Origin of the sequence: Acinetobacter gerneri DSM 14967 = CIP 107464 = MTCC 9824, assembly GCF_000368565.1 — a bacterium.
In the GTDB taxonomy this organism is placed as follows: Bacteria; Pseudomonadota; Gammaproteobacteria; order Pseudomonadales; family Moraxellaceae; genus Acinetobacter; species Acinetobacter gerneri.
The window spans coordinates 339,908-358,559 of the sequence record NZ_KB849549.1 but is presented as its reverse complement, the minus strand read 5'-3'; the positions used below and the strand labels follow the sequence as shown (position 1 = coordinate 358,559).

General features: G+C 38.9%; 18 protein-coding genes. 9 read left to right on the top strand and 9 right to left on the bottom strand.

Translation table 11 applies throughout. The features are described from left to right. The first annotated feature begins 2 nt into the window (after positions 1-2). The 5 genes from F960_RS19630 to F960_RS19610 all read left to right on the top strand — a co-directional run bounded on the left by F960_RS19630 (position 3) and on the right by F960_RS19610 (position 4,541). Positions 3-509 carry an ankyrin repeat domain-containing protein gene (locus tag F960_RS19630; protein ID WP_004870121.1) on the top strand — a complete coding sequence of 169 codons (507 nt, stop codon included), beginning with the start codon at positions 3-5 and terminating at the stop codon, positions 507-509. A gap of 149 nt (positions 510-658) precedes the next feature. Continuing rightward, a complete protein-coding gene (gene pncB / locus F960_RS19625) occupies positions 659-1,867 on the top strand; it encodes a nicotinate phosphoribosyltransferase (protein WP_004870119.1) in 1,209 nt (402 codons plus the stop codon). A gap of 339 nt (positions 1,868-2,206) precedes the next feature. Beyond that, positions 2,207-3,052: a sulfurtransferase gene (locus F960_RS19620; RefSeq protein WP_004870118.1), complete on the top strand. Its 846-nt coding sequence runs from the start codon at positions 2,207-2,209 to the stop codon at positions 3,050-3,052. Beyond that, the gene (gene asd, locus F960_RS19615) at positions 3,049-3,900 is read left to right on the top strand and encodes an archaetidylserine decarboxylase (RefSeq protein ID WP_004870116.1); all 852 of its coding nucleotides are present in this window, start codon (positions 3,049-3,051) and stop codon (positions 3,898-3,900) included. The genes F960_RS19620 and asd overlap by 4 nt, the downstream gene beginning before the upstream one ends. A 305-nt stretch (positions 3,901-4,205) precedes the next feature. Beyond that, on the top strand, positions 4,206-4,541 hold the full coding sequence (locus tag F960_RS19610) for a hypothetical protein (protein ID WP_004870114.1): 336 nt from the start codon (positions 4,206-4,208) through the stop codon (positions 4,539-4,541). A 107-nt stretch (positions 4,542-4,648) separates the two neighbouring features. On the opposite strand, the gene phoR is transcribed toward F960_RS19610, so the two are convergent. The 3 genes from phoR to F960_RS19595 form a co-directional block, all read right to left on the bottom strand. Next, positions 4,649-6,004, bottom strand: coding sequence for a phosphate regulon sensor histidine kinase PhoR (gene phoR, locus F960_RS19605; RefSeq protein ID WP_004870113.1), 1,356 nt, complete (start codon positions 6,002-6,004; stop codon positions 4,649-4,651). 38 nt (positions 6,005-6,042) lie between these two features. Further along, entirely contained in the window at positions 6,043-6,753 is a 711-nt protein-coding gene (gene phoB, locus F960_RS19600) for a phosphate regulon transcriptional regulator PhoB (RefSeq protein ID WP_004870111.1), read from the bottom strand. A 244-nt stretch (positions 6,754-6,997) separates the two neighbouring features. After that, positions 6,998-7,603, bottom strand: coding sequence for a TetR/AcrR family transcriptional regulator (locus F960_RS19595; RefSeq protein ID WP_373429864.1), 606 nt, complete (start codon positions 7,601-7,603; stop codon positions 6,998-7,000). 307 nt (positions 7,604-7,910) lie between these two features. Between F960_RS19595 and F960_RS19590 the strand changes: the two genes are divergently transcribed. Beyond that, positions 7,911-8,756: an SDR family NAD(P)-dependent oxidoreductase gene (locus tag F960_RS19590; protein WP_004870108.1), complete on the top strand. Its 846-nt coding sequence runs from the start codon at positions 7,911-7,913 to the stop codon at positions 8,754-8,756. A gap of 71 nt (positions 8,757-8,827) precedes the next feature. Here the strand turns inward: F960_RS19590 and F960_RS19585 are convergent, their stop codons facing one another. From F960_RS19585 to F960_RS19565, 5 genes are all read right to left on the bottom strand, one after another. Beyond that, on the bottom strand, positions 8,828-10,195 hold the full coding sequence (locus F960_RS19585) for an MATE family efflux transporter (RefSeq protein ID WP_004870106.1): 1,368 nt from the start codon (positions 10,193-10,195) through the stop codon (positions 8,828-8,830). Between the two features lie 136 nt (positions 10,196-10,331). After that, a complete protein-coding gene (locus tag F960_RS19580) occupies positions 10,332-11,486 on the bottom strand; it encodes a methionine aminotransferase (protein WP_004870105.1) in 1,155 nt (384 codons plus the stop codon). A 21-nt stretch (positions 11,487-11,507) separates the two neighbouring features. Beyond that, positions 11,508-12,818: a DUF445 domain-containing protein gene (locus tag F960_RS19575; RefSeq protein WP_004870102.1), complete on the bottom strand. Its 1,311-nt coding sequence runs from the start codon at positions 12,816-12,818 to the stop codon at positions 11,508-11,510. 14 nt (positions 12,819-12,832) lie between these two features. After that, positions 12,833-13,420, bottom strand: coding sequence for a CC0125/CC1285 family lipoprotein (locus F960_RS19570; RefSeq protein ID WP_004870100.1), 588 nt, complete (start codon positions 13,418-13,420; stop codon positions 12,833-12,835). Between the two features lie 58 nt (positions 13,421-13,478). Further along, positions 13,479-14,018 (bottom strand): DUF924 family protein, encoded by a 540-nt coding sequence (locus F960_RS19565; RefSeq protein ID WP_004870099.1) that lies wholly within the window; start codon positions 14,016-14,018, stop codon positions 13,479-13,481. Between the two features lie 203 nt (positions 14,019-14,221). Here F960_RS19565 and gshA point away from each other — a divergent pair, with 203 nt between their 5' ends. From gshA to F960_RS19550, 3 genes are all read left to right on the top strand, one after another. Next, positions 14,222-15,799, top strand: a complete 1,578-nt coding sequence (gshA, locus tag F960_RS19560) for a glutamate--cysteine ligase (RefSeq protein WP_004870097.1) — start codon at positions 14,222-14,224, stop codon at positions 15,797-15,799. Positions 15,800-15,829: 30 nt separating this feature from the next. Beyond that, positions 15,830-16,336 (top strand): disulfide bond formation protein B, encoded by a 507-nt coding sequence (locus tag F960_RS19555; protein WP_004870095.1) that lies wholly within the window; start codon positions 15,830-15,832, stop codon positions 16,334-16,336. A 77-nt stretch (positions 16,337-16,413) separates the two neighbouring features. After that, on the top strand, positions 16,414-17,139 hold the full coding sequence (locus F960_RS19550; protein ID WP_004870093.1) for an SH3 domain-containing protein: 726 nt from the start codon (positions 16,414-16,416) through the stop codon (positions 17,137-17,139). Between the two features lie 52 nt (positions 17,140-17,191). Here the strand turns inward: F960_RS19550 and F960_RS19545 are convergent, their stop codons facing one another. Further along, on the bottom strand, positions 17,192-18,523 hold the full coding sequence (locus F960_RS19545) for a PGAP1-like alpha/beta domain-containing protein (protein ID WP_004870090.1): 1,332 nt from the start codon (positions 18,521-18,523) through the stop codon (positions 17,192-17,194). Positions 18,524-18,652: the final 129 nt, after the last annotated feature.

The following is an 18,652-nucleotide window of genomic DNA, read 5'->3' as shown; positions in this document are numbered from 1 at the left end:
CGATGAAAGAATTATTGAATGGTTTAATGATGAGTTTAGCGAGTATTTTGATTATCACAGTACTCAGTTTAGGAATTGGCAAATTACATGCTAAAGATGTTGTAATGCCACAAAATACGGCATTGAGTGGGCAACAAAAAGAATTGATCGATCTATTTTTTGCCGCAGCAAAAACAGGTCAAGTTGACGTTGTTGATGAATTTTTGAATCATGGTTTTCCAGTTGATATACGTAATGATGCCAACTATACCGCTTTGATGATGGCAAGCTATTATGGGCAACAGCCTGTTGTCTCAAGTTTACTTAAACATGGTGCGAATCGTTGTTTAAGAGACAATAGAGGACACACTGCGTTGATGGGTGCGATTGTCAAAGCAGAATGGACGATTGCAAAGCAGTTACGTAAAGAAGACTGTGATAAAAATGCAGATCAAAGCCATGAGTTGACTGTTGAAGAGTTTGCTAGAGTTTTTGGACAAGAAGAAAAATTGCGTGAACTTTCAAAGTAGTGTTATTTTAGAATCGAAGATGAAACCTAAACAGACCTTAATTATGGAAAACTAAAATTTCATTAAAAATATGTTTTAAAGTAAATCTATAGGATCATGTTAAAAAAAATATGCTTTAATGCAAGAAGCATAATGGAATAATCAAGCATATGTCACAAATCATTCACTCATTATTAGATACCGACTTGTATAAATTTACAATGTTGCAAGTGGTATTACACAAATTCCCACAAACACATAGCGTCTATCATTTTCGTTGTCGTAATTTAGATGACACGGTTTATCCCCTGACGGATATTTTGGATGAACTGAATGAACAACTTGATTATTTATGTGAATTAAAATTTAGAGATGATGAATTAACCTATTTAAGAAAATTTAGATTTATCAAAAGTGATTTTGTTGATTATCTCGAATTATTTCAATTGAAACGCCGCTTTATCAAAGCAGGGATTGATGAGCAAGGTCGTTTAGATATCTGGGTCGAAGGTCCGATGGTTCAAGCGATGATGTTTGAAATCTTTGTGCTCGCAATCGTCAATGAGCTGTATTTTAAACGTATTCGTAGTGATGAAGTTTTGCTTGAAGGTGAACGCCGTTTACAAGCCAAAGTCGCATTGCTACAAAAATTTGAAACAGAACAAAATCCAAATGATCCTCCGTTTTTAGTCTCTGATTTCGGTACGCGTCGTCGTTATAGCCTTGATTGGCAACGTCATGTAATTCAAACATTCCACAAAGCTGTACCAAATGTTTTCCGTGGTACGAGTAATGTTTTAATTGCGAAAGAAATGGGAATTTTCCCGATTGGTACGATGGCGCACGAGTTTTTGCAGGCCTTCCAAGCTTTGGATGTACGTTTACGTGATTTCCAAAAAGCGGCTCTCGAAACTTGGGTTCAAGAGTATCGTGGTGATCTCGGTATCGCGTTAACAGATGTGGTCGGTATGGATGCATTTTTACGTGATTTTGACCTTTATTTTGCGAAGTTGTTTGATGGTTTACGTCATGACAGTGGCGATCCCTATGAATGGGGTGATAAAGCTTATGAGCATTATCGCAAGCTTAAAATTGATACCAAAACCAAGATGTTAACTTTTAGTGATGGTCTAAATCTGCAAGCAGCTTGGGATTTACATCAATATTTCAAAGACCGCTTCAAAGTGAGTTTTGGAATCGGAACCAATTTGACCAACGATATGGGACAAAAACCGTTAAATATCGTGTTGAAATTGGTGGAATGTAATGGTCAATCTGTGGCTAAAATTTCAGATAGTCCAGGAAAAACCATGACAGATAACGATACTTTCTTGGCCTATATGCGTCAGGTTTTTGACATTCAGGAAGTCGCTGAATAAATAGAAGCTCGCTTTGTTTTGGCAACATGAACAGAGCATGACGCTAGACATTGTTGGGCTGATGGTTAGAGCTATAACCAAAGCACAAGGATCGCTCTAGGTGTGTCTCGCTAGTCGAACGCAATATCTTGCTATTTAAGTTTCTAAGATATAAATCAAATCAGTATCCCAAAGTGAGGATACTGATTTTTTATTTCCCATTTTAAGTTATAAGTAAAATAAAAAACTGAAGTGTTCATATCTATTTTATTGCTAAAGATTCATCAAATTTAGACGTATTGATAAAAAACACTATGCTAATATGAAGTCAGTCGATGCATTTAAAAACTCGAAAATCTTATGACAACAGCAAACTTTAATTTTGGATTATTGATAGAAGCAGAAGAACTTGTGCCTTATTTGGGGCATGATTTGATCCGTATCGTTGATTTGAGCCGTAGTTCAGTTTATGAACAATTGCATATTCCGCATGCGATACACCTCAAGCCAAATGTTTTGCTACGTCAACAAGAACATGCAACAGGTTTATTGCCAGATGAACAAGGGCTCAAAGATCTGATCCAAGCATTAAATATTTCCAAAGATCATCATGTTGTTGTTTATGATGATGAAGGTGGTGCTTGGGCTGGGCGTTTAATCTGGGATTTACATTGCTTAGGATTTACCCAAACCAGTTTGCTGAATGGCGGAATCCATGCATGGTTAGGTGCAGGATTGCCGACTTCTTCCAATCAAGAAAAGTCAGCAAAAGTTGAAAATTTATTTGAAATTGAACAAATAAACTCACAATATCGAATTTTATATCCAGAGCTATTAGAACAAGTAGAGCAGGCTTCAGTACAGGTATGGGATTGTCGAACTGTTGATGAATATACAGGGCAGCGTTTAGCAGCTAGACGCGGTGGTCACATTCCAAATGCACGACAATTTGAATGGAGTACTGCAATTGATCGACAAAATCATTTAAAATTGCATCCCCTAGAACGCACAAAGCAGCGTTTAGAACAATTGGGCTTTGATTTAGGTCAACCTGTGGTGGTGTATTGTCAATCACATCACCGTTCAGGCTTGGCATATATCATTGGTCGACTACTCAATTGGGATATCAAAGCTTATGATGGTGCGTGGAGCGAATGGGGCAATCGCCTTGACAGTCCGATCATTACTGGAGAATCACCTTCGTGAGTTTTATTTCTCAATTAAAAAAACAAGCATTTATTCAAGCTCAACGTATCGTGCCGCAACAACAACTTAGCCGTGTAGTTGGTAAAATAGCGGCAAGTGAAAACCCTGTTGTCAAAAATGTCGCAATTCAAGCTTTTAAAGCGCAGTATGGTATTGATTTATCTATCGCTGAACAAACAAATGCATTGAAATATAAATCATTTAACGAATTTTTTACTCGTGCTCTAAAAGAGGGGATTCGTGATATTGATCAAGATCCTTTGAGCGTGGTATGTCCTGCGGATGGTGCGATTTCACAGATTGGTACAGTACGTGATGGTGATGTGTTTCAAGCGAAAGGACAAAGTTTTTCGGTTGAAAAATTGATCGGTGATCCTCAGCTCGCAGAACCATTTAAAAATGGTGAATTTGCTACAGTATATTTATCTCCAAAAGATTATCACCGTGTGCACATGCCGTATGCGGGAACTTTGACTGAAACTCTATATATTCCGGGTGAGCTATTTTCAGTGAACCAAACCACTGCAGAAAATATTCCGGGATTATTTGCACGTAATGAGCGTATGGTCTGTTTGTTTGATACAGAAATCGGGCGTATGGCAGTTGTTTTGGTTGGTGCAATGATTGTTGCAGGGATTGAAACTGTCGCGACAGGTAAAGTAAAACCGACAGGTCGTTTAGAGCTAAATCATCATGATTTACCGCTTGAAAAAGGTGCTGAGTTGGGACGTTTTTATCTCGGTTCGACTGCGATTGTTTTATTTGAAAAAGACAAAATGGCGTGGGATGAAATGTTTAAAGCAAATTCAACTGTGATCATGGGTGAATGTTTGGGTAAAACTAAATAATAGATCTCTTTCATAAATCGTAAATATACAATGATTCATTATTTTGAAAGTTAATATGGGAAGTCCCTTCTTCCGATGGGAGAAGGTTCGGATGAGGGGCAAGTTCTCTAATATCCAAATCATATGATTTTAAATATGTGGTTTTAAACATATAGTTTTAAAAAAGCTCGATATTTTATATTGAGCTTTTTTATTTTAAATTTATAAACTAGAGAATAATAATATTTTGAAATAATTAACATGAAGTTTTCATTGCCAGCTTAAAACATTTTCTGTAGATTTTCTTTTTAAGTGAGAATGTTGCAATGACTTTCCAAACACTATTTGATCAATTTAAAAATCTTTCTTCTGGTACAGATGCTTTTAAGCAACTCAAAATCGCTTGTGAGCAAAATATTATTGAAAATCAAAATCCATCTGAAAATATAGCCTATTACCTAATCTATGGTTTTGCCAAAACGTATGTACTTTTATATGAAGATCAAGCGGTAAGCTCAGCATTTGCAGAAAAGGCAAAAACACAATTGCTGGATTATATGCAGCAGATCAATCAAGCATTATTGCTCAATGAAAGTGAAGTGGTTTTAAAAACTTTAAATCAGATATCAGAGCATTATATGCAAAGCGATCGTATATTTTAATTTTTTAAAACGATGATTATATGGACTGCCTTTCTTTATAAAAAGAAGGGTAGTTTAGATGTGCAGATTTTATTTAAAAATTTAAGCTTTAAAATAATCAGATTATTTTATAAAAAATATAATCTTTCTTTTGGAAATACCGCTTTAAATATCGAACCTTGACCTTCGGTAGATTCAACTTCCAAATAAGCACTATGTTGCATCAACACATGTTTTACGATGGCTAAGCCCAGTCCTGTTCCGCCGGTTTGACGGCTACGTGCACTGTCTACGCGATAAAAACGCTCAGTCAAACGAGGTAGATGTTTCGGATCTATGCCGATCCCGGTATCTTGAACTGTAAAATAGCCGTGCTCACCATCATCGTGCCAACCAATGGTAATGGTTCCACCTTTAGGGGTGTATTTGATGGCATTGGTAATCAGGTTGCTAAATGCGCTCGCAAGTTCCATGTCAGAACCAATTAAATCACAGTGACTATCAATATCTAAATTGAGCGTATGCCCATAATCGACATTATAGGCTTGGGCATCATCAAACAGTTGATTCATCAGACTTGGCATTTCAATGATCTGATTTTTAGCAATTTGTTTATTGCCTTCTAAACGTGAAAGTAGCAGTAAATCATTGACCAAAGCATTCATACGTTTGGTTTGTGATTGCATTTGATCGAAAGCTCTTTTCCAACGTGGATTGAGATCTTCTTGGTCGGTAAATGTTTCGATATAACCACTTAACACGGTTAGTGGTGTACGCAATTCATGGGAAATATTGTCAACGAAATCTTTACGCATTTGTTCAAGGTTGTGCATGCGGGTGATATCGTAAGCAACCAATAAACGACTTTCACTACCAAATCGAGTCAATTTAATTTGCACATAATGTTCATCATAAATTGAGGATTTAATCTTGATGCCGTCTGGCGATTGATCATTACTATTAAAGTATTCGATAAAGCTTGGTTGTCTGAGAATGGTGAGAATATTGCGTCCACGATCGAGGGGTTGAATCCCTAATAGTTTTTCTGCGGCTGGGTTCCACCATTCGATCTGATGTAATTCATCCGTTAAAACCACGGCTTCGGCAAGCGCCACCAATGAAGATTGTGCACGATCGATTAAACCAACCATTTCCGCTTGAACGATACGTTCTTGGCGCTGGGCACGATATACATTAAATAATAATGCACCCCAAATTCCATCAAGATTGGGTGGTGCATCGTATGGACGATTGGAAATCCATTCATTGACCAAATATAAGGAACGCAATTGCAGAGCAAAAAACACTGCAAATGCTAAAAAAATGCAAATCCAAAAATACCCAGTCCCGAAACCGATAAATCCGCCGACAACCAACAGAAAAGCAAGCAGACGTAAATCTTGTTTTGCAAAAGTCCATAAACTGCTGTAGCGAAATTTTTTATGTTCGCGGGCAAGATCAGGGACGGGGTAAGGTTCATACATAAAGGATTATTAACCTAGATAAATGATTGGGTTACACCCTAACCTAAAGCCACATCAGCTCGTGTAGAGAAACGGTAACCAGTACCACGCACAGTTTGAACATAACGATCAGCACCGTAAGGTTCAAGGACTTTTCTTAAGCGACGGATATGCACATCAATGGTACGGTCTTCGATATAGACATTACCGCCCCAGACTTGGTCCAAAAGCTGCGCACGTGTATAAGCACGTTCTGGATGGGTCATAAAGAATGCCAATAAACGGTATTCAGTCGGTCCCATATCTAAAATGCTGTTGCCAAAGCTTACACGTTGGCTCACAGGATCCAGGATCAAGCCATTGGCATCAATGGTTTTTTCACCACTTAATGCATTGGCACGTCGCAACACAGCTTTGATTCGAGAAACCAATTCACGAGTTGAAAATGGTTTCGTCATGTAGTCGTCTGCACCTGCGTCTAGCCCTTGTACTTTGTGGTCTTCTTCACCACGGGCAGTCAACATGATCACAGGAATTTCAGAGAGATTTTCATCTCTTTTTAAACGACGACAAAGATCAACACCACTCACCCCACCTGGGAGCATCCAGTCTAAAAGAATAAGCGCTGGACGTTGATCGACGATCATTTGATGTGCTTGTTTTGCGTCTTCGGCTTGCAGACATTGGAAGCCAGCCATATCCAGAGAAGTGTGAATCATTTCTCGGATTGGAAGTTCGTCATCGACGATTAATATATAGTCATCTTTCACAACGCAATATCCTAGTAATGAACGGTGAACCGTTTTTATTTATGACAGGCTTATTACAAAGATTAATTATGACAGTATCATTGCAAAAGAGTAAAAATGCAGACTAAATGCAATAAAATGTGACAATTTTTAGTCAGAAAAATGAATATCTTATGAAAAAATAATATTTTAAATTAAGCATATTCAAGATCTTGATCGAATATGAGCATTAAAAATAATTTTTTTGACATTTTCATGACAAATTTTATTTTTTGGAGAAATTTTCAACCAAAGCCACGAAAACAGTTTCACAAGCGTTTAATATTTCTTCGAGAGATTGCTTAAATCCGCTCATTACCCAACGAATAGCAATTTGCGTAACATAGCCATTTAGACCCGTCGCAACCAATGAAATCTCTTTTTCGCTACGGTCGATATGCGGCAACATGAGCATCACAAAAGCATGAATCATGCGGTCAAAACGCCCCATGGTTTCGTGGATTGTGGCGCGATTATGTAACTCTTGAACCAGCATGGCATCGATATAAATAATGCGCGCCATACGAGGATCATTTTTGAGCATGGTAAACAGCGCGGTCAGCCCGCTATGAATCATTTCTTTGGGATCGGGTGATGCTTTCATGACAGATTGCATGACATTTTGTTGCATAGATTCAATCAATTGTATAAAAATCGTTTGAAATAATTCTTCACTTTTCTTAAATGATTCATAAAAATAGCGTTCAGTCAGTTTGGCTTCATTACAAACATCTTTGACGGTGACTGAAAAAAATCCATGTGTACCATAGGTTTCAATGCCAGCCTCGATTAATTTTTCTCGGCGAGCTTCTTTACGTTCGCTCAGTGACATGCCTTTAAATTGGCGTTCTTTATTTTTCTTTGTAGTTGTTTTTTTTGGCTCAGCAAGGTCTTTGATGGTTTCTGTATGGGTATTTTCAGATTTCATAAGCCGCCGCCAAATGGTTAAAAGGGGTTGTAGTGTAACAATATCTGTATGAAAGCATAGGTATTCGTCCAGAAATGACATGCAAATATGGACATTTAGACATAATAAATCATGTTTAAAGCATATTGACAACACATATTGTCAAAATTATAGTGATCCAGTGAGCCGCACAAAACTGCATGTGTGCGCAAAATTCAAATAAGGATACACAATGAAGAATTTTAAAAATAAAGTCGCTGCGATCACAGGCGCAGGCTCAGGTATGGGACAACAACTGGCTTACTTACTCGCGAAAGAGGGTTGTCATTTATCCTTGAGTGATGTCAATGAAAAAGGATTGGCTGAAACTTTAGAATTGGTTAAGCCATTCAATGTTCGTGTGACCACGAAAAAAGTCAATGTTGCCAATCGTGAAGAAGTTAAAACATGGGCTGAAGATACTGTGCAAAATCATGGTTCTGTAAACATGATTTTCAACAATGCAGGTGTAGCATTGGGTGCGACAGTTGAGGGTGAGACATACGAAGAACTCGAATGGATCATGGGAATCAACTTCTGGGGCGTGGTTTACGGTACTAAAGAATTTTTACCTTATATTAAAAAGACAGGTGATGGTCATATCATCAATACTTCGAGTTTGTTTGGTTTGACAGCACAACCAACTCAGTCAGGTTATAACGCAACGAAGTTTGCTGTTCGTGGTTTTACTGAATCTTTACGCCAAGAGTTAGATATTGAAAATTGTGGCGTGAGCGCGCTTTGTGTACATCCGGGGGGTATTCGTACCAACATCGCCAATGATGCACGTATGAACGATAGTTTACGTTCTTTGGGAATGAATCCTGAAAAATCTGCAAAAGCATTTAACAAATTATTGCGTAAGCCCGCAGTCGAAGCATCACAAGAAATTTTGGATGCTGTTTTGAAAAATAAACGCCGTTTATTGATTGGAAATGATGCAAAAACCATTGATATCATGCAACGTATTTTGCCGACAGGCTATCAAAAAGTAACTGCTTTCGCGACTAAATTGAGCAAACGTTTAGAACCGAAGTAAGTTTGAAAATCATTAAAACGCTATTTCAAAATCAATAAAAAGCCACTGTAAATCAGTGGCTTTTTGATATCTTAAATCAACGCTTTTACTTTCTTTTTCTTCCAAACAAACTGGAAGTAAATGGCCTGCATGATGCAGAGTGAGGCAAAGGCAAGCGCATAGGCATACCAAATGCCTTTCAATCCCCAAAGATGACTAAAATAATAAGCACAAGGCACTTCGATCAAAATAATCGCGCCAATATTAATAATCATCGGGATATTGACCGTACCACTTGCTCGCATGATAGAGGCAAAAATAGCACTTGCACCAAAAAACAAAATCGACCAGAGCATGATAAATAACAACTCTTGACCGAGTGCGATAACGCTAGCATCGGTGATAAATAAAGCCATCAAATATTTTGAAAATAAATAGCCCAAGATCACCAAAATCCCAGTAATGATAATGTTCATACTCAAAGCAGTTTTGGTGACTTTAGACAGCAATTCAGCTTTACCTGCGCCAATGGCTTGAGCTGCAAAAATTGAAGCGGCGATTGCGATAGAAAGCGCAGGAAACTGGATATAGTTAAGCACTTGATTCACCGCACCATAGGCGGCTGTCGCGTGCGAGCCGTATTGGTTGATCAAGCCGATAATGACCAAGCCTGCAACGGAGTTTGTCACCATCTGGATTGCAGTCGGGATACCTAAACGTAAAATGATTTTGCTTAAAGCAGGGTCATGCCGAATATGTTTAAAAAACTGGCGGTCAGGTTTCAGTGGATGGTTTTTTTTATTTAAAAATACAAAAAGAAAAACCAAGACAGCAAGATAGCCGATAGATGAGGCGATGGCAGGTGCAATGATCCCCAGCTTTGGAAAACCAAAATAACCTGCGATCAGTACTGGTGTGATCATAAAACCAATAACGCTGGTCATACCAAGCGCAATCAGTGGGGTAACACTGTCGCCAACGCCACGTAAGATCGAGGTATAAATAATATAAACAAATAATAACGGGCTACCTGCCAGCATCCAGCGGACATAAGGCAAGGATAAATGCATGACCTTAGGATCTATCCCAAGTAAGATCAGGATTTCCTTAGCAAAAATCACACCAAGGACTGCGATAATAACTCCACCAACCAGCGTCATAAACAGTGTCGAACCGACGACACTTTGCACTTTTTCAATATTTTTAGCCCCCCACGCTTGCCCAACCAAGATCGTTGAACCCGCCGAGAGACCAATAATAAAAGCCATCAAGAAAAAGATAATCGGGAAAAATACTGAAATCGCTGCAATCGCATCCACTCCCATCATTTGCCCGACAAAAATAGTGTTGATCGTGCCTGAGAGATTTTGCAGAATATTGGTCGCGATCAAGGGCAAAAGGAAAACTAAAAAAGTTTTCCAAAAATGCGGTTGATGAATGAGATTTTGCCGAGTGGTCATATTATTTTAAGGTCTAATCCGAATATTATTGAATCCATTCACATTAGCATAATTGAAAATGAAAAAGCGTTAGGTTTTTATATCTAACGCTGTTTTATATGAAGAAATAATGGAGAGTTTGATTTTTACTTTGACGCTAGCAAGCACTTAAAATGTCGCAAGCTTGTAGTAAAGTCTGTTCTTTTTTAGCAAAACAAAAACGAATTAAACGTAAATTTTCAGGTGAATTTTCATAAAAAACGGACACAGGGATAGCCACAATTTTATGTTCTTCGGCAAGATATTTACACATGTCTACATCGTTTAAATCAGGGCGGATTTGAGCATAATCCAGCGTTTGAAAAAATGTGCCTTGCGCAGGTGTAAAGCTAAACCGTGATTGGGAAAGTCCTGATAAAAATAAATCTCGTTTATTTTGATAAAATTGAGCAAGATTTTCGATATGTTCTGGATGTTGTTGCATATAGCTTGCAAGAGCCATTTGTACTGGGGTAACACCGCAGAAATTGGCAAATTGATAGACCTGACGGAACAGCTTCATCAGACTAGGCGCAGCGATACAGTAGCCTGTTTTCCAGCCAGTCACATGAAAGGTTTTACCAAAAGAACCAATCACAAAACTGCGTTCACGTAGCTCTGGAAAACTCAGTGCTGAGATGTGTTTTTGCTCATCATAAATAAGATGTTCATACACTTCATCAGAAATGACCACGATATTTTTATCGGCAATAAGATCAATTAAATTGCGCCAATCTTCACGTGACCAAATCGTGCCAGAAGGATTGTGCGGTGTATTGACGATGACCATTCGTGTTCGATCATTGATTGCATCTTTGACTTGATTCCAATCGACAGAAAAATCATGGCTAGACAGGTTGATATGTACGGGTTTACCACCGACCAGTTGCACACTTGGCGCATAACTATCATAGCTAGGATCAAAAATAATCACTTCATCACCAGCATGAATCATCGCTTGGATGGCGCAAAATATACCGATAGTTCCGCCTGGAGTTATGGTCATTTCACTTGAAATATCAATATTTAGCCCATCACGCTGCAAAAACACTTTGGCTAATTCTTGTCTGAGTGCCAATACACCATCGCCCGGAGAATATTGATTGTTGCCGTCTAAAGTTGCTTTGGCGAGTGCTTGTAACAGTGCTTCAGGAGCAGGGAAATCAGGAAAACCTTGCGATAAATTAAGTGCATTTAAGCGTTGAGCGAGCGCAGTCATGACACTAAAAATCGTGACACCTTGGGCAGGAAGTTTGGAATGTATGTCAATCATGAACAAGCCTAAAAAAAAGGATTATGTGAGAGCAAAATCAATTATGGCACGAATCACACCCAGTGTTAGTCCAATAAATGCACCGACAACGACACCATTGACTCGAATCATATGTAAGTCGCCACCGACTTCATTTTCGATCTTGTCGATCATCTCACGCGAGTCCCATTCATGGATACGTTCACTGATAAATGTGATCACTTTTTCACTGTATTGATCACTTAAATTTATCGCAATTCCGCTCATTTTTTCATTTAACAATTCACGTACTGCTTCGTTTTGTATGATGCTTTGCCCGACTTGTTGAATGGCAATACGTAAGTTATTGGCAATGCCTGAGTTTGATTTTAATAAATCATTTTTGATTGCATCACATAAGATCACCACAGCCCCAGTGATAAAATTGAGCACGTGTGGACTATCTAAAAGCGCATTTTTAGTGTCATTTAATCTTTGGCTGGCAACGCTTTCACTATCTGCCAGTTGCAGCATCAATTGGTTTGCTGCATCTTCGATTTTTTGTCGCCAAGGGTGCTCTGGATCAGCGAGCATTGAGTCGACTTTTTCTAATAATGAATCAATGGTGCGTTGTTGTACGTCGATCCCGATCCAGCTTGCGCCTTTGGCAAGTTTCCAGACCCCCAATTCTTTAAACATTTTGCGGGTAAGTTCTTGGGTTTCTTCGGGATGATCCACCATCCAATGATGAGCAACGTCCAATCCGCGTTGCAAGACATCTTGATGGAAATCATTTTCTAAAACAGCGCGAATCATTTCGCTGGCAAGCGTATTAATTTTGGTATTTTTCACCCATTCTACAGAGTTGTTTTGGATGAATTTTCCAATTTGTTCCTGACCCACGAAATCGAAAATCTTAGGCACTGTTTGTTGGATAACCTCAACAACTTGTCCATTGTTTTTTGGATTTGCTAACCATTGACCAATCGCAAGACTGAGATCGGTATTTTTAAGGCTTTTTTCAACGACTGTTGGAGATAGAAAATTTTCCTGCACAAAGCGTCCCATGGATTCAGCAATGCGAGCTTTGTTGCGAGGAATGATTTCGGTATGGTCTTTTAAAAATTTTGGAATAGGAATTTTGCCAAACGGATTTCTAAATAAAACCGTGATTGCATACCAATCGGCTAGCCCGCCCACTACGCCAGCTTCTGCGCCAAGCATTAAAATTTGGATAAACCAAGTATATTCAGGCAAAAGTTTGGCTGAAATCATCAGGGCTAACCAAGCCACAACTGCGACAACGAGTGCAATAGTGGCGTAGCGTTTACTGCGATTTAAGTTCGGAGAGCTGGTCGTTTCGGTATTTTCCATTCACAATCCTATTTTTATTTTGTGGCAGGTGCCTGTGATGGTACAACAGCAGGCTCAGGTAAAAGCACTTGTCCTGTCGGACTAAGCCCATATTTTTGTCCCAAAGATCGTAAAATCATGTTGGCATCAAATGCATCATCAGGTTTTTTCTGATTGTCACGATAACATTCAATGGTATAGGAAACCTGAACAGGGTCGATGTTGACCACTTCTGGCATGTCATAAAATGGATCATTCCACATCATTGGACCACCAAAACGTCTGTAGCCATAAGGTCCATAAGGATAATAGCTTGGTGTCGGGTAGATCACCGCTTGACGAGGTGGCTGCTGACTGCGATTACTCGGATCATCCATGACTTTAAAATAGCGAAAGCCATTGAGTACCGTTGTTTGCGCTGATTTGAGCAGAGCAATTTCTTCAGCCATTCCAAAGCTCATATTGGGATTGCCTTGAAAGCTGACACGATATGTTTGTGAGTTTAATGGATAAGTCGAAAATTGACCCAGTTGGTCAAATGTCCGTGGTTTGGATGGCGTGGTCACACATCCAGTCATGGCAAATGCTGTGACCAAAGTCAGTCCCAAAAATATATTCTTCATCATGTACCCCCCGATGATGTTCATCATTTTATCGCGCATTATTTCATTATATTTTAGCTTAAAAACTGCTGTTCGGCTGTTTGAGAAACTCAAGTTCTTCTTCTGTCGAATCTCGACCTAATATATGATTGCGATGCGGATAACGCCCAAAGCGATCAATAATCACTTTGTGTTTTTTCTCAAAATCTAGGTTAATCGGATTTCCCAGTTTTTCAAAGAGTTGTAATGCTTCAGCGTGAATAATTTTTGATTCACTATGCATAAATGGCATATATAAAAATGAGCGTTCTTGTGCTTCAAGTTGGTTGTCTAAGCCGAGTTGAATCGCTTCTTGAGCAAGAGCCAAAGCCAATGGATCTTGTGCAAAAGACTTTGCATTTTCACGGTATAAATTTCGTGAAAATTGATCTAAAACAATAACCTCTGCAAGACGACCTTGAGCTGTATCACGCCAAGTAAACAGTTCGCATTGTGCTGCCTGTTCTAAAGTTTTTAGAAATTGCTCAGCAATCTTTTGATCAAATTCTTCACTTTTAGCAAACCAGAATGCTTTATTTTCAGGATTGAACCAAAAGTCTAAAACAGTTTGATAATTCATAAATATAACAATTCTTTTATGGGTCTAATACCATCAAATCACAAATTTTCAGTGTCTTATACAGTAACTTTGTGATAAAAAATGCCGAGCGACAAACATTGTTTATGGCAAATGCGCTGTGAGATTGGATTGATAAGAAAAAATCACGGTATACTGAGCAGTACATTGTTGATGTTAGAACTTTAGAATAAGTGAGCAAGTGAATGAGTCTACCTGAATCGAAATCTCAATCAATTTTACCGACTTGGGTTGATTCTGCGTTGTTCAAAGGAATGTTACGTGGTATTGAACGTGAAAGCCTGCGTATGCAAAGTAATGGTTTTCTATCGCAAGCAGACCATCCTAAAAGCTTAGGTTCTGCATTAACGCATCCGCATATCACGACGGACTATTCTGAAGCATTGATGGAGTTTATTACTCCGCCTAAAGAAACTATTCCTGAAGCGTTAAGCTATCTTGCTGATATTCATGCTTATGTGCACCGTCATTTAGAAAATGATGAAAAATTGTGGCCTTTGTCGATGCCATGTATGCTCGATGATAAAGAAGAAAATATTCGTCTAGCGCAGTATGGCCGTTCAAATATCGGTCAATTTAAGACCTTGTATCGTCGTGGTTTAGGTGTCCGTTATGGTCGCCGTATGCAGACGATTTCTGGGGTTCATTATAATGTTTCATTCCCAGATCAAGTCTTTGAAGCCTTACAACAACACGAAACAGATGAAGCGCTTAAAGCACTTTCTTTGCAAGATTATCGTAGCCACCGCTATTTCGGTTTGATTCGTAATTTTATCCGTTTGACTCCATTGGTGATGTTTTTAGTCGGGGCAAGTCCTTCGGTTTGTAAATGTTTTATGACTGGACGTGAGCATCAGTTGTTGCCATTGGTCAAAGGAACATTATTTTTACCTTATGCGACTGCGCTACGTATGGGACGTTTTGGCTACCAAAACTCTGCACAAAAACAGCTAGGTATCCATTATAACAACCTATGTGGTTATCTTGATGGACTGCAAAAAGCTGTGCATACACCTTATACGCCATTTAGTCGTTTAGGTTTAAATGATGAAAATGGTCAGCCGATCCAAATCAATGATCATGTTTTACAGATTGAAAATGAGTATTACAGCCTTGTTCGTCCAAAACAGGTGCCAAAAGATGGCGAAACACCTTCGGAAGCTTTGGCAAAACGAGGTGTTGGTTACGTCGAGCTTCGTGCTGTTGACGTCAATCCATATAGCCCGATCGGGATCAATGAAAATACTGCTGCATTTTTAGAAGTATTAGCCTTGTATTGCTTGTTTACTGAAAGCCCAGATTTATTGGAACATGAACAAGAAATTATCGAGAAAAATCAAAACGAAGTCGTCAATCGTGGTCGTGCGCCAAATGCCACCATTCAAGGTTTGCATGAAGCACAACCGATTGAAGCTTGGGCACTGCAACATGTCACAGCGATGCAACCTTTGGCTGATTTACTAGATCAAACCTATGCTACTGATATTTATCGTCAAGCGATGAAAGTGATGCTTGAACGAATTGATGAAGTTGATGAAACGCTTTCTGCTCAAGTGATCCAAGATACGCTGCGTCAAAATGGTACTTGGAGTTTTGGTAGTGTGATGGCACATCAACATGCAAGCAGTTACGAACAACATGTTTTAAGTGCAGAAACTTTAGCGTATTTTGATGGATTAACAGATAGTTCTTTGCAAGAGCAACAAACACTCGAAAATGATAGTGATATCGGTTTTGATGAGTACCTTGCTCGTTTTAGATAACGTATTTAAAAAATATTTGAGGCTGGATCCATGAATTGGGGTAGTTATCGCGTCGTCAGTGGTTTTTTATTTTTAGCTTGTGTCGTGGGTATGGCATTTGCTTTGTTTTTAGAGCATAACAATGGTCTAGAACCGTGCCCTCTATGTATTTTTCAGCGGGTTGGATTGATGGCAATGGGCTTATTTGCACTCATTGCATTTTTGCACAATCCAAAATCAAATGCCTTAAAACGTATTTATACTTTGCTTGCCACTGCGGGTATAGGCTGGTCGGTTGGTGTAGCTGCGCGTCAGGTTTGGTTACAGCATTTGCCAAAAGATCAAGTGCCAAGCTGTGGTCCAGGACTCGATTATTTGGTAGATGCTTTGCCTATGCAAACAGTACTCAAAGAAGTCTTATCAGGTTCTGGTGAATGTGCTGTGGTTGATTGGACATTCTTAGGGCAGTCTCTTGCAGTTTGGTCTTTGGTCTTTTTTAGTTTCCTTGCAATTATTTGTTTGTGGCAACTTTTCCGTAAATATCCTGCAACTGCATAATCTCAGTATCTATATAAAACCAGTTCATTTGAGCTGGTTTTTTTTATAAACTAAAAAGAAAATTGAGTGGAAATAGTATGAGAAAAATAACATTGTTTTTGCTTGGATTGGGCATGATACCCAGCCTATGTTTGGCCGAGTTTGCGCTCATCTCAGATAAAGATGGCTACGTAAATGTTCGAGATGAAGCATCATTACAATCGGGTGTGATTGGACGACTGAACAATGGAACTGTCGTATCCGTACATGATGGGCAGTCCAACTTTGTTTGGGTCATTGCTTCTCAGCTCAAAGATGGTGGCTATGTTCACCAAAGCCGAATCAATCCTTTTAAAGATTTTCAACGATGGAAATTGACAGGGCATTCTGCTGATCAGGCTGTGTACCGCTTAGCTCAAAATACGGTGACCTTAAAAGTCAAACCTGCCGAATTTAAGCTTCAAGATTTCAAAAAAAGTAAAAAAGCAGATTCAGCTGAAACTGGCTATACCCATTATAAAAATCAAATTTTTTGGGGCACGGATGGAGAAATCCCAAATCATGCCTTGCAGTTCAAACAGATTGATATCGTTTGGAATGGCAAAACGATCGTGATTCCTGCAGAAAAATTACAGCAATATTTTTTCCCAAAAGATCGGTTGGGCGCAAAATATGATTTTGAACAAAGTGAAATTTATAGCAAAAATAATGAGCTTTATATTTTAAATACACTTTCTATCGGTGGAGCAGCACAATACAATTTGATGATTCACATAGACAATGGGCAAGTGAAAACCATCCAAGCATGGTCAGATCAGATTTAATCTATCCAATGATCAACGCGATTAAAACTTAAAGAGCGACACGCAATTATCTTTAAGTTTCTACGATGCCTTGCATGGTTTCTAATTTAATCAAATATTTACGAATCTGTTCTTCAGCAAGTTCATCATGGCGTGGATAGAACCATTTTGCGACTTGTTCTGCAACGCTTAAGTGATACTGGATTTCAAAATGATTTAAGCCGTAGAAAATGGCTTTATGAGATTCTGGAATTTTCAATTTAAAACGTGGATTTGGATGATCACCTAAAGCACTTTTTAAACTCACCAAATAATCCCCAATCACTTTTAGGGTTTTATTCTTTTTATTTTCTAGCTCAAGCGTCCCAGCAATAAAAAAGGTGTTGATATGCGATGGGAGAGGGGCAGGTTTTCGGTTGTCATCCATAAAACCAATTCGAGCTGGATTGTGCTCCCAGTCATCGTCACGGACACTACCAAAACGCAGGTCTAAAATACCATTACTACGAATATTGACCACGTGACTAAAGACTTTGACCAAAGGGAAACGTCCAATTTGGTCTTGTAATGCGTAGCCAAAACGCTCTAAAACCGCACCATGATGTGGCGAGCCAATGCACACCAAGTTCTCAACCATATGGAACCACTGTGTCATATTTTGTTTGCCATAAAATAAGGCACTACGAGAAACCAGTCCGCCCATACTATGTCCAATCAGATCAATACTGGTAATACGCGGATTGCGTTTGACCAAATCATCTAAAATATTGGACAGGCTACGACCATTGGCAGAAATACGACGACCCGTGTTGTAGTGGAAATACAGCATGGTGTTGTGATCACGTTGCGCCAATAATTTTTCAGGAATACCGGGATGTTTGCTATTGGACCAATCTAAATGGTTCATGCATAAACCATGACTGAAAATCACCACACGCCCTGCCAAATCACCTTGTTGCAATGCACCATAATGGTCATAGAGTACAGGCGAGAGCGCCAAAGGATTTTGATGAGCAAGCAAATAATCACCAAGCACACCATTTAAGGCACTGACCCAAAATGTCATAGCAGGCGTCAACGGTTTATCATGCAATTTTGGAAAGCGTTCAATGATTTTACGAAACATCGGTGCTAGAAAATAATAGCCATAATTTTCCATTGAGCTAAATGCAAACTGATAAAGCTTTTCAACATAAGGAATTTTTTGGAATTTCTTAGAGGCTTGCTTATTTACACCAAAAATACTTAACAACATTTCACGTTGAATCGCTTGTACCAATTCATGCACAACACTGCCTAAACGGGTACTCATCAACTGTGCCAAACCTTCTAGCACATCCGCTTGACTCGGTGGGGAGCGGTCCCATTTACAATAGGTTTCGTGTAGGGGAGTTAAGCTTGGCATTATTTTTATCCTAAATTCCATTTGATGATCGTTTGCTATTTATTTTTGATGCCGATCAATGTATAAATTGCACTAAATCATCTCTGACTTTTCTATTTCTGCATAGAAGATTAAGATAGCGATGATTTT

Excerpts from the sequence above, each read along its gene's own strand:
- F960_RS19630 (WP_004870121.1), top strand. The coding sequence starts at position 3 with ATGAAAGAATTATTGAATGGTTTAATGATGAGTTTAGCGAGTATTTTG.
- pncB (WP_004870119.1), top strand. The coding sequence starts at position 659 with ATGTCACAAATCATTCACTCATTATTAGATACCGACTTGTATAAATTT.
- F960_RS19620 (WP_004870118.1), top strand. The coding sequence starts at position 2,207 with ATGACAACAGCAAACTTTAATTTTGGATTATTGATAGAAGCAGAAGAA.
- F960_RS19610 (WP_004870114.1), top strand. The coding sequence starts at position 4,206 with ATGACTTTCCAAACACTATTTGATCAATTTAAAAATCTTTCTTCTGGT.
- phoR (WP_004870113.1), bottom strand. The coding sequence starts at position 6,004 with ATGTATGAACCTTACCCCGTCCCTGATCTTGCCCGCGAACATAAAAAA.
- F960_RS19595 (WP_373429864.1), bottom strand. The coding sequence starts at position 7,603 with ATGTCACTGAGCGAACGTAAAGAAGCTCGCCGAGAAAAATTAATCGAG.
- F960_RS19590 (WP_004870108.1), top strand. The coding sequence starts at position 7,911 with ATGAAGAATTTTAAAAATAAAGTCGCTGCGATCACAGGCGCAGGCTCA.
- F960_RS19585 (WP_004870106.1), bottom strand. The coding sequence starts at position 10,195 with ATGACCACTCGGCAAAATCTCATTCATCAACCGCATTTTTGGAAAACT.
- F960_RS19580 (WP_004870105.1), bottom strand. The coding sequence starts at position 11,486 with ATGATTGACATACATTCCAAACTTCCTGCCCAAGGTGTCACGATTTTT.
- F960_RS19575 (WP_004870102.1), bottom strand. The coding sequence starts at position 12,818 with ATGGAAAATACCGAAACGACCAGCTCTCCGAACTTAAATCGCAGTAAA.
- F960_RS19570 (WP_004870100.1), bottom strand. The coding sequence starts at position 13,420 with ATGAAGAATATATTTTTGGGACTGACTTTGGTCACAGCATTTGCCATG.
- F960_RS19565 (WP_004870099.1), bottom strand. The coding sequence starts at position 14,018 with ATGAATTATCAAACTGTTTTAGACTTTTGGTTCAATCCTGAAAATAAA.
- gshA (WP_004870097.1), top strand. The coding sequence starts at position 14,222 with ATGAGTCTACCTGAATCGAAATCTCAATCAATTTTACCGACTTGGGTT.
- F960_RS19555 (WP_004870095.1), top strand. The coding sequence starts at position 15,830 with ATGAATTGGGGTAGTTATCGCGTCGTCAGTGGTTTTTTATTTTTAGCT.
- F960_RS19550 (WP_004870093.1), top strand. The coding sequence starts at position 16,414 with ATGAGAAAAATAACATTGTTTTTGCTTGGATTGGGCATGATACCCAGC.
- F960_RS19545 (WP_004870090.1), bottom strand. The coding sequence starts at position 18,523 with ATGCCAAGCTTAACTCCCCTACACGAAACCTATTGTAAATGGGACCGC.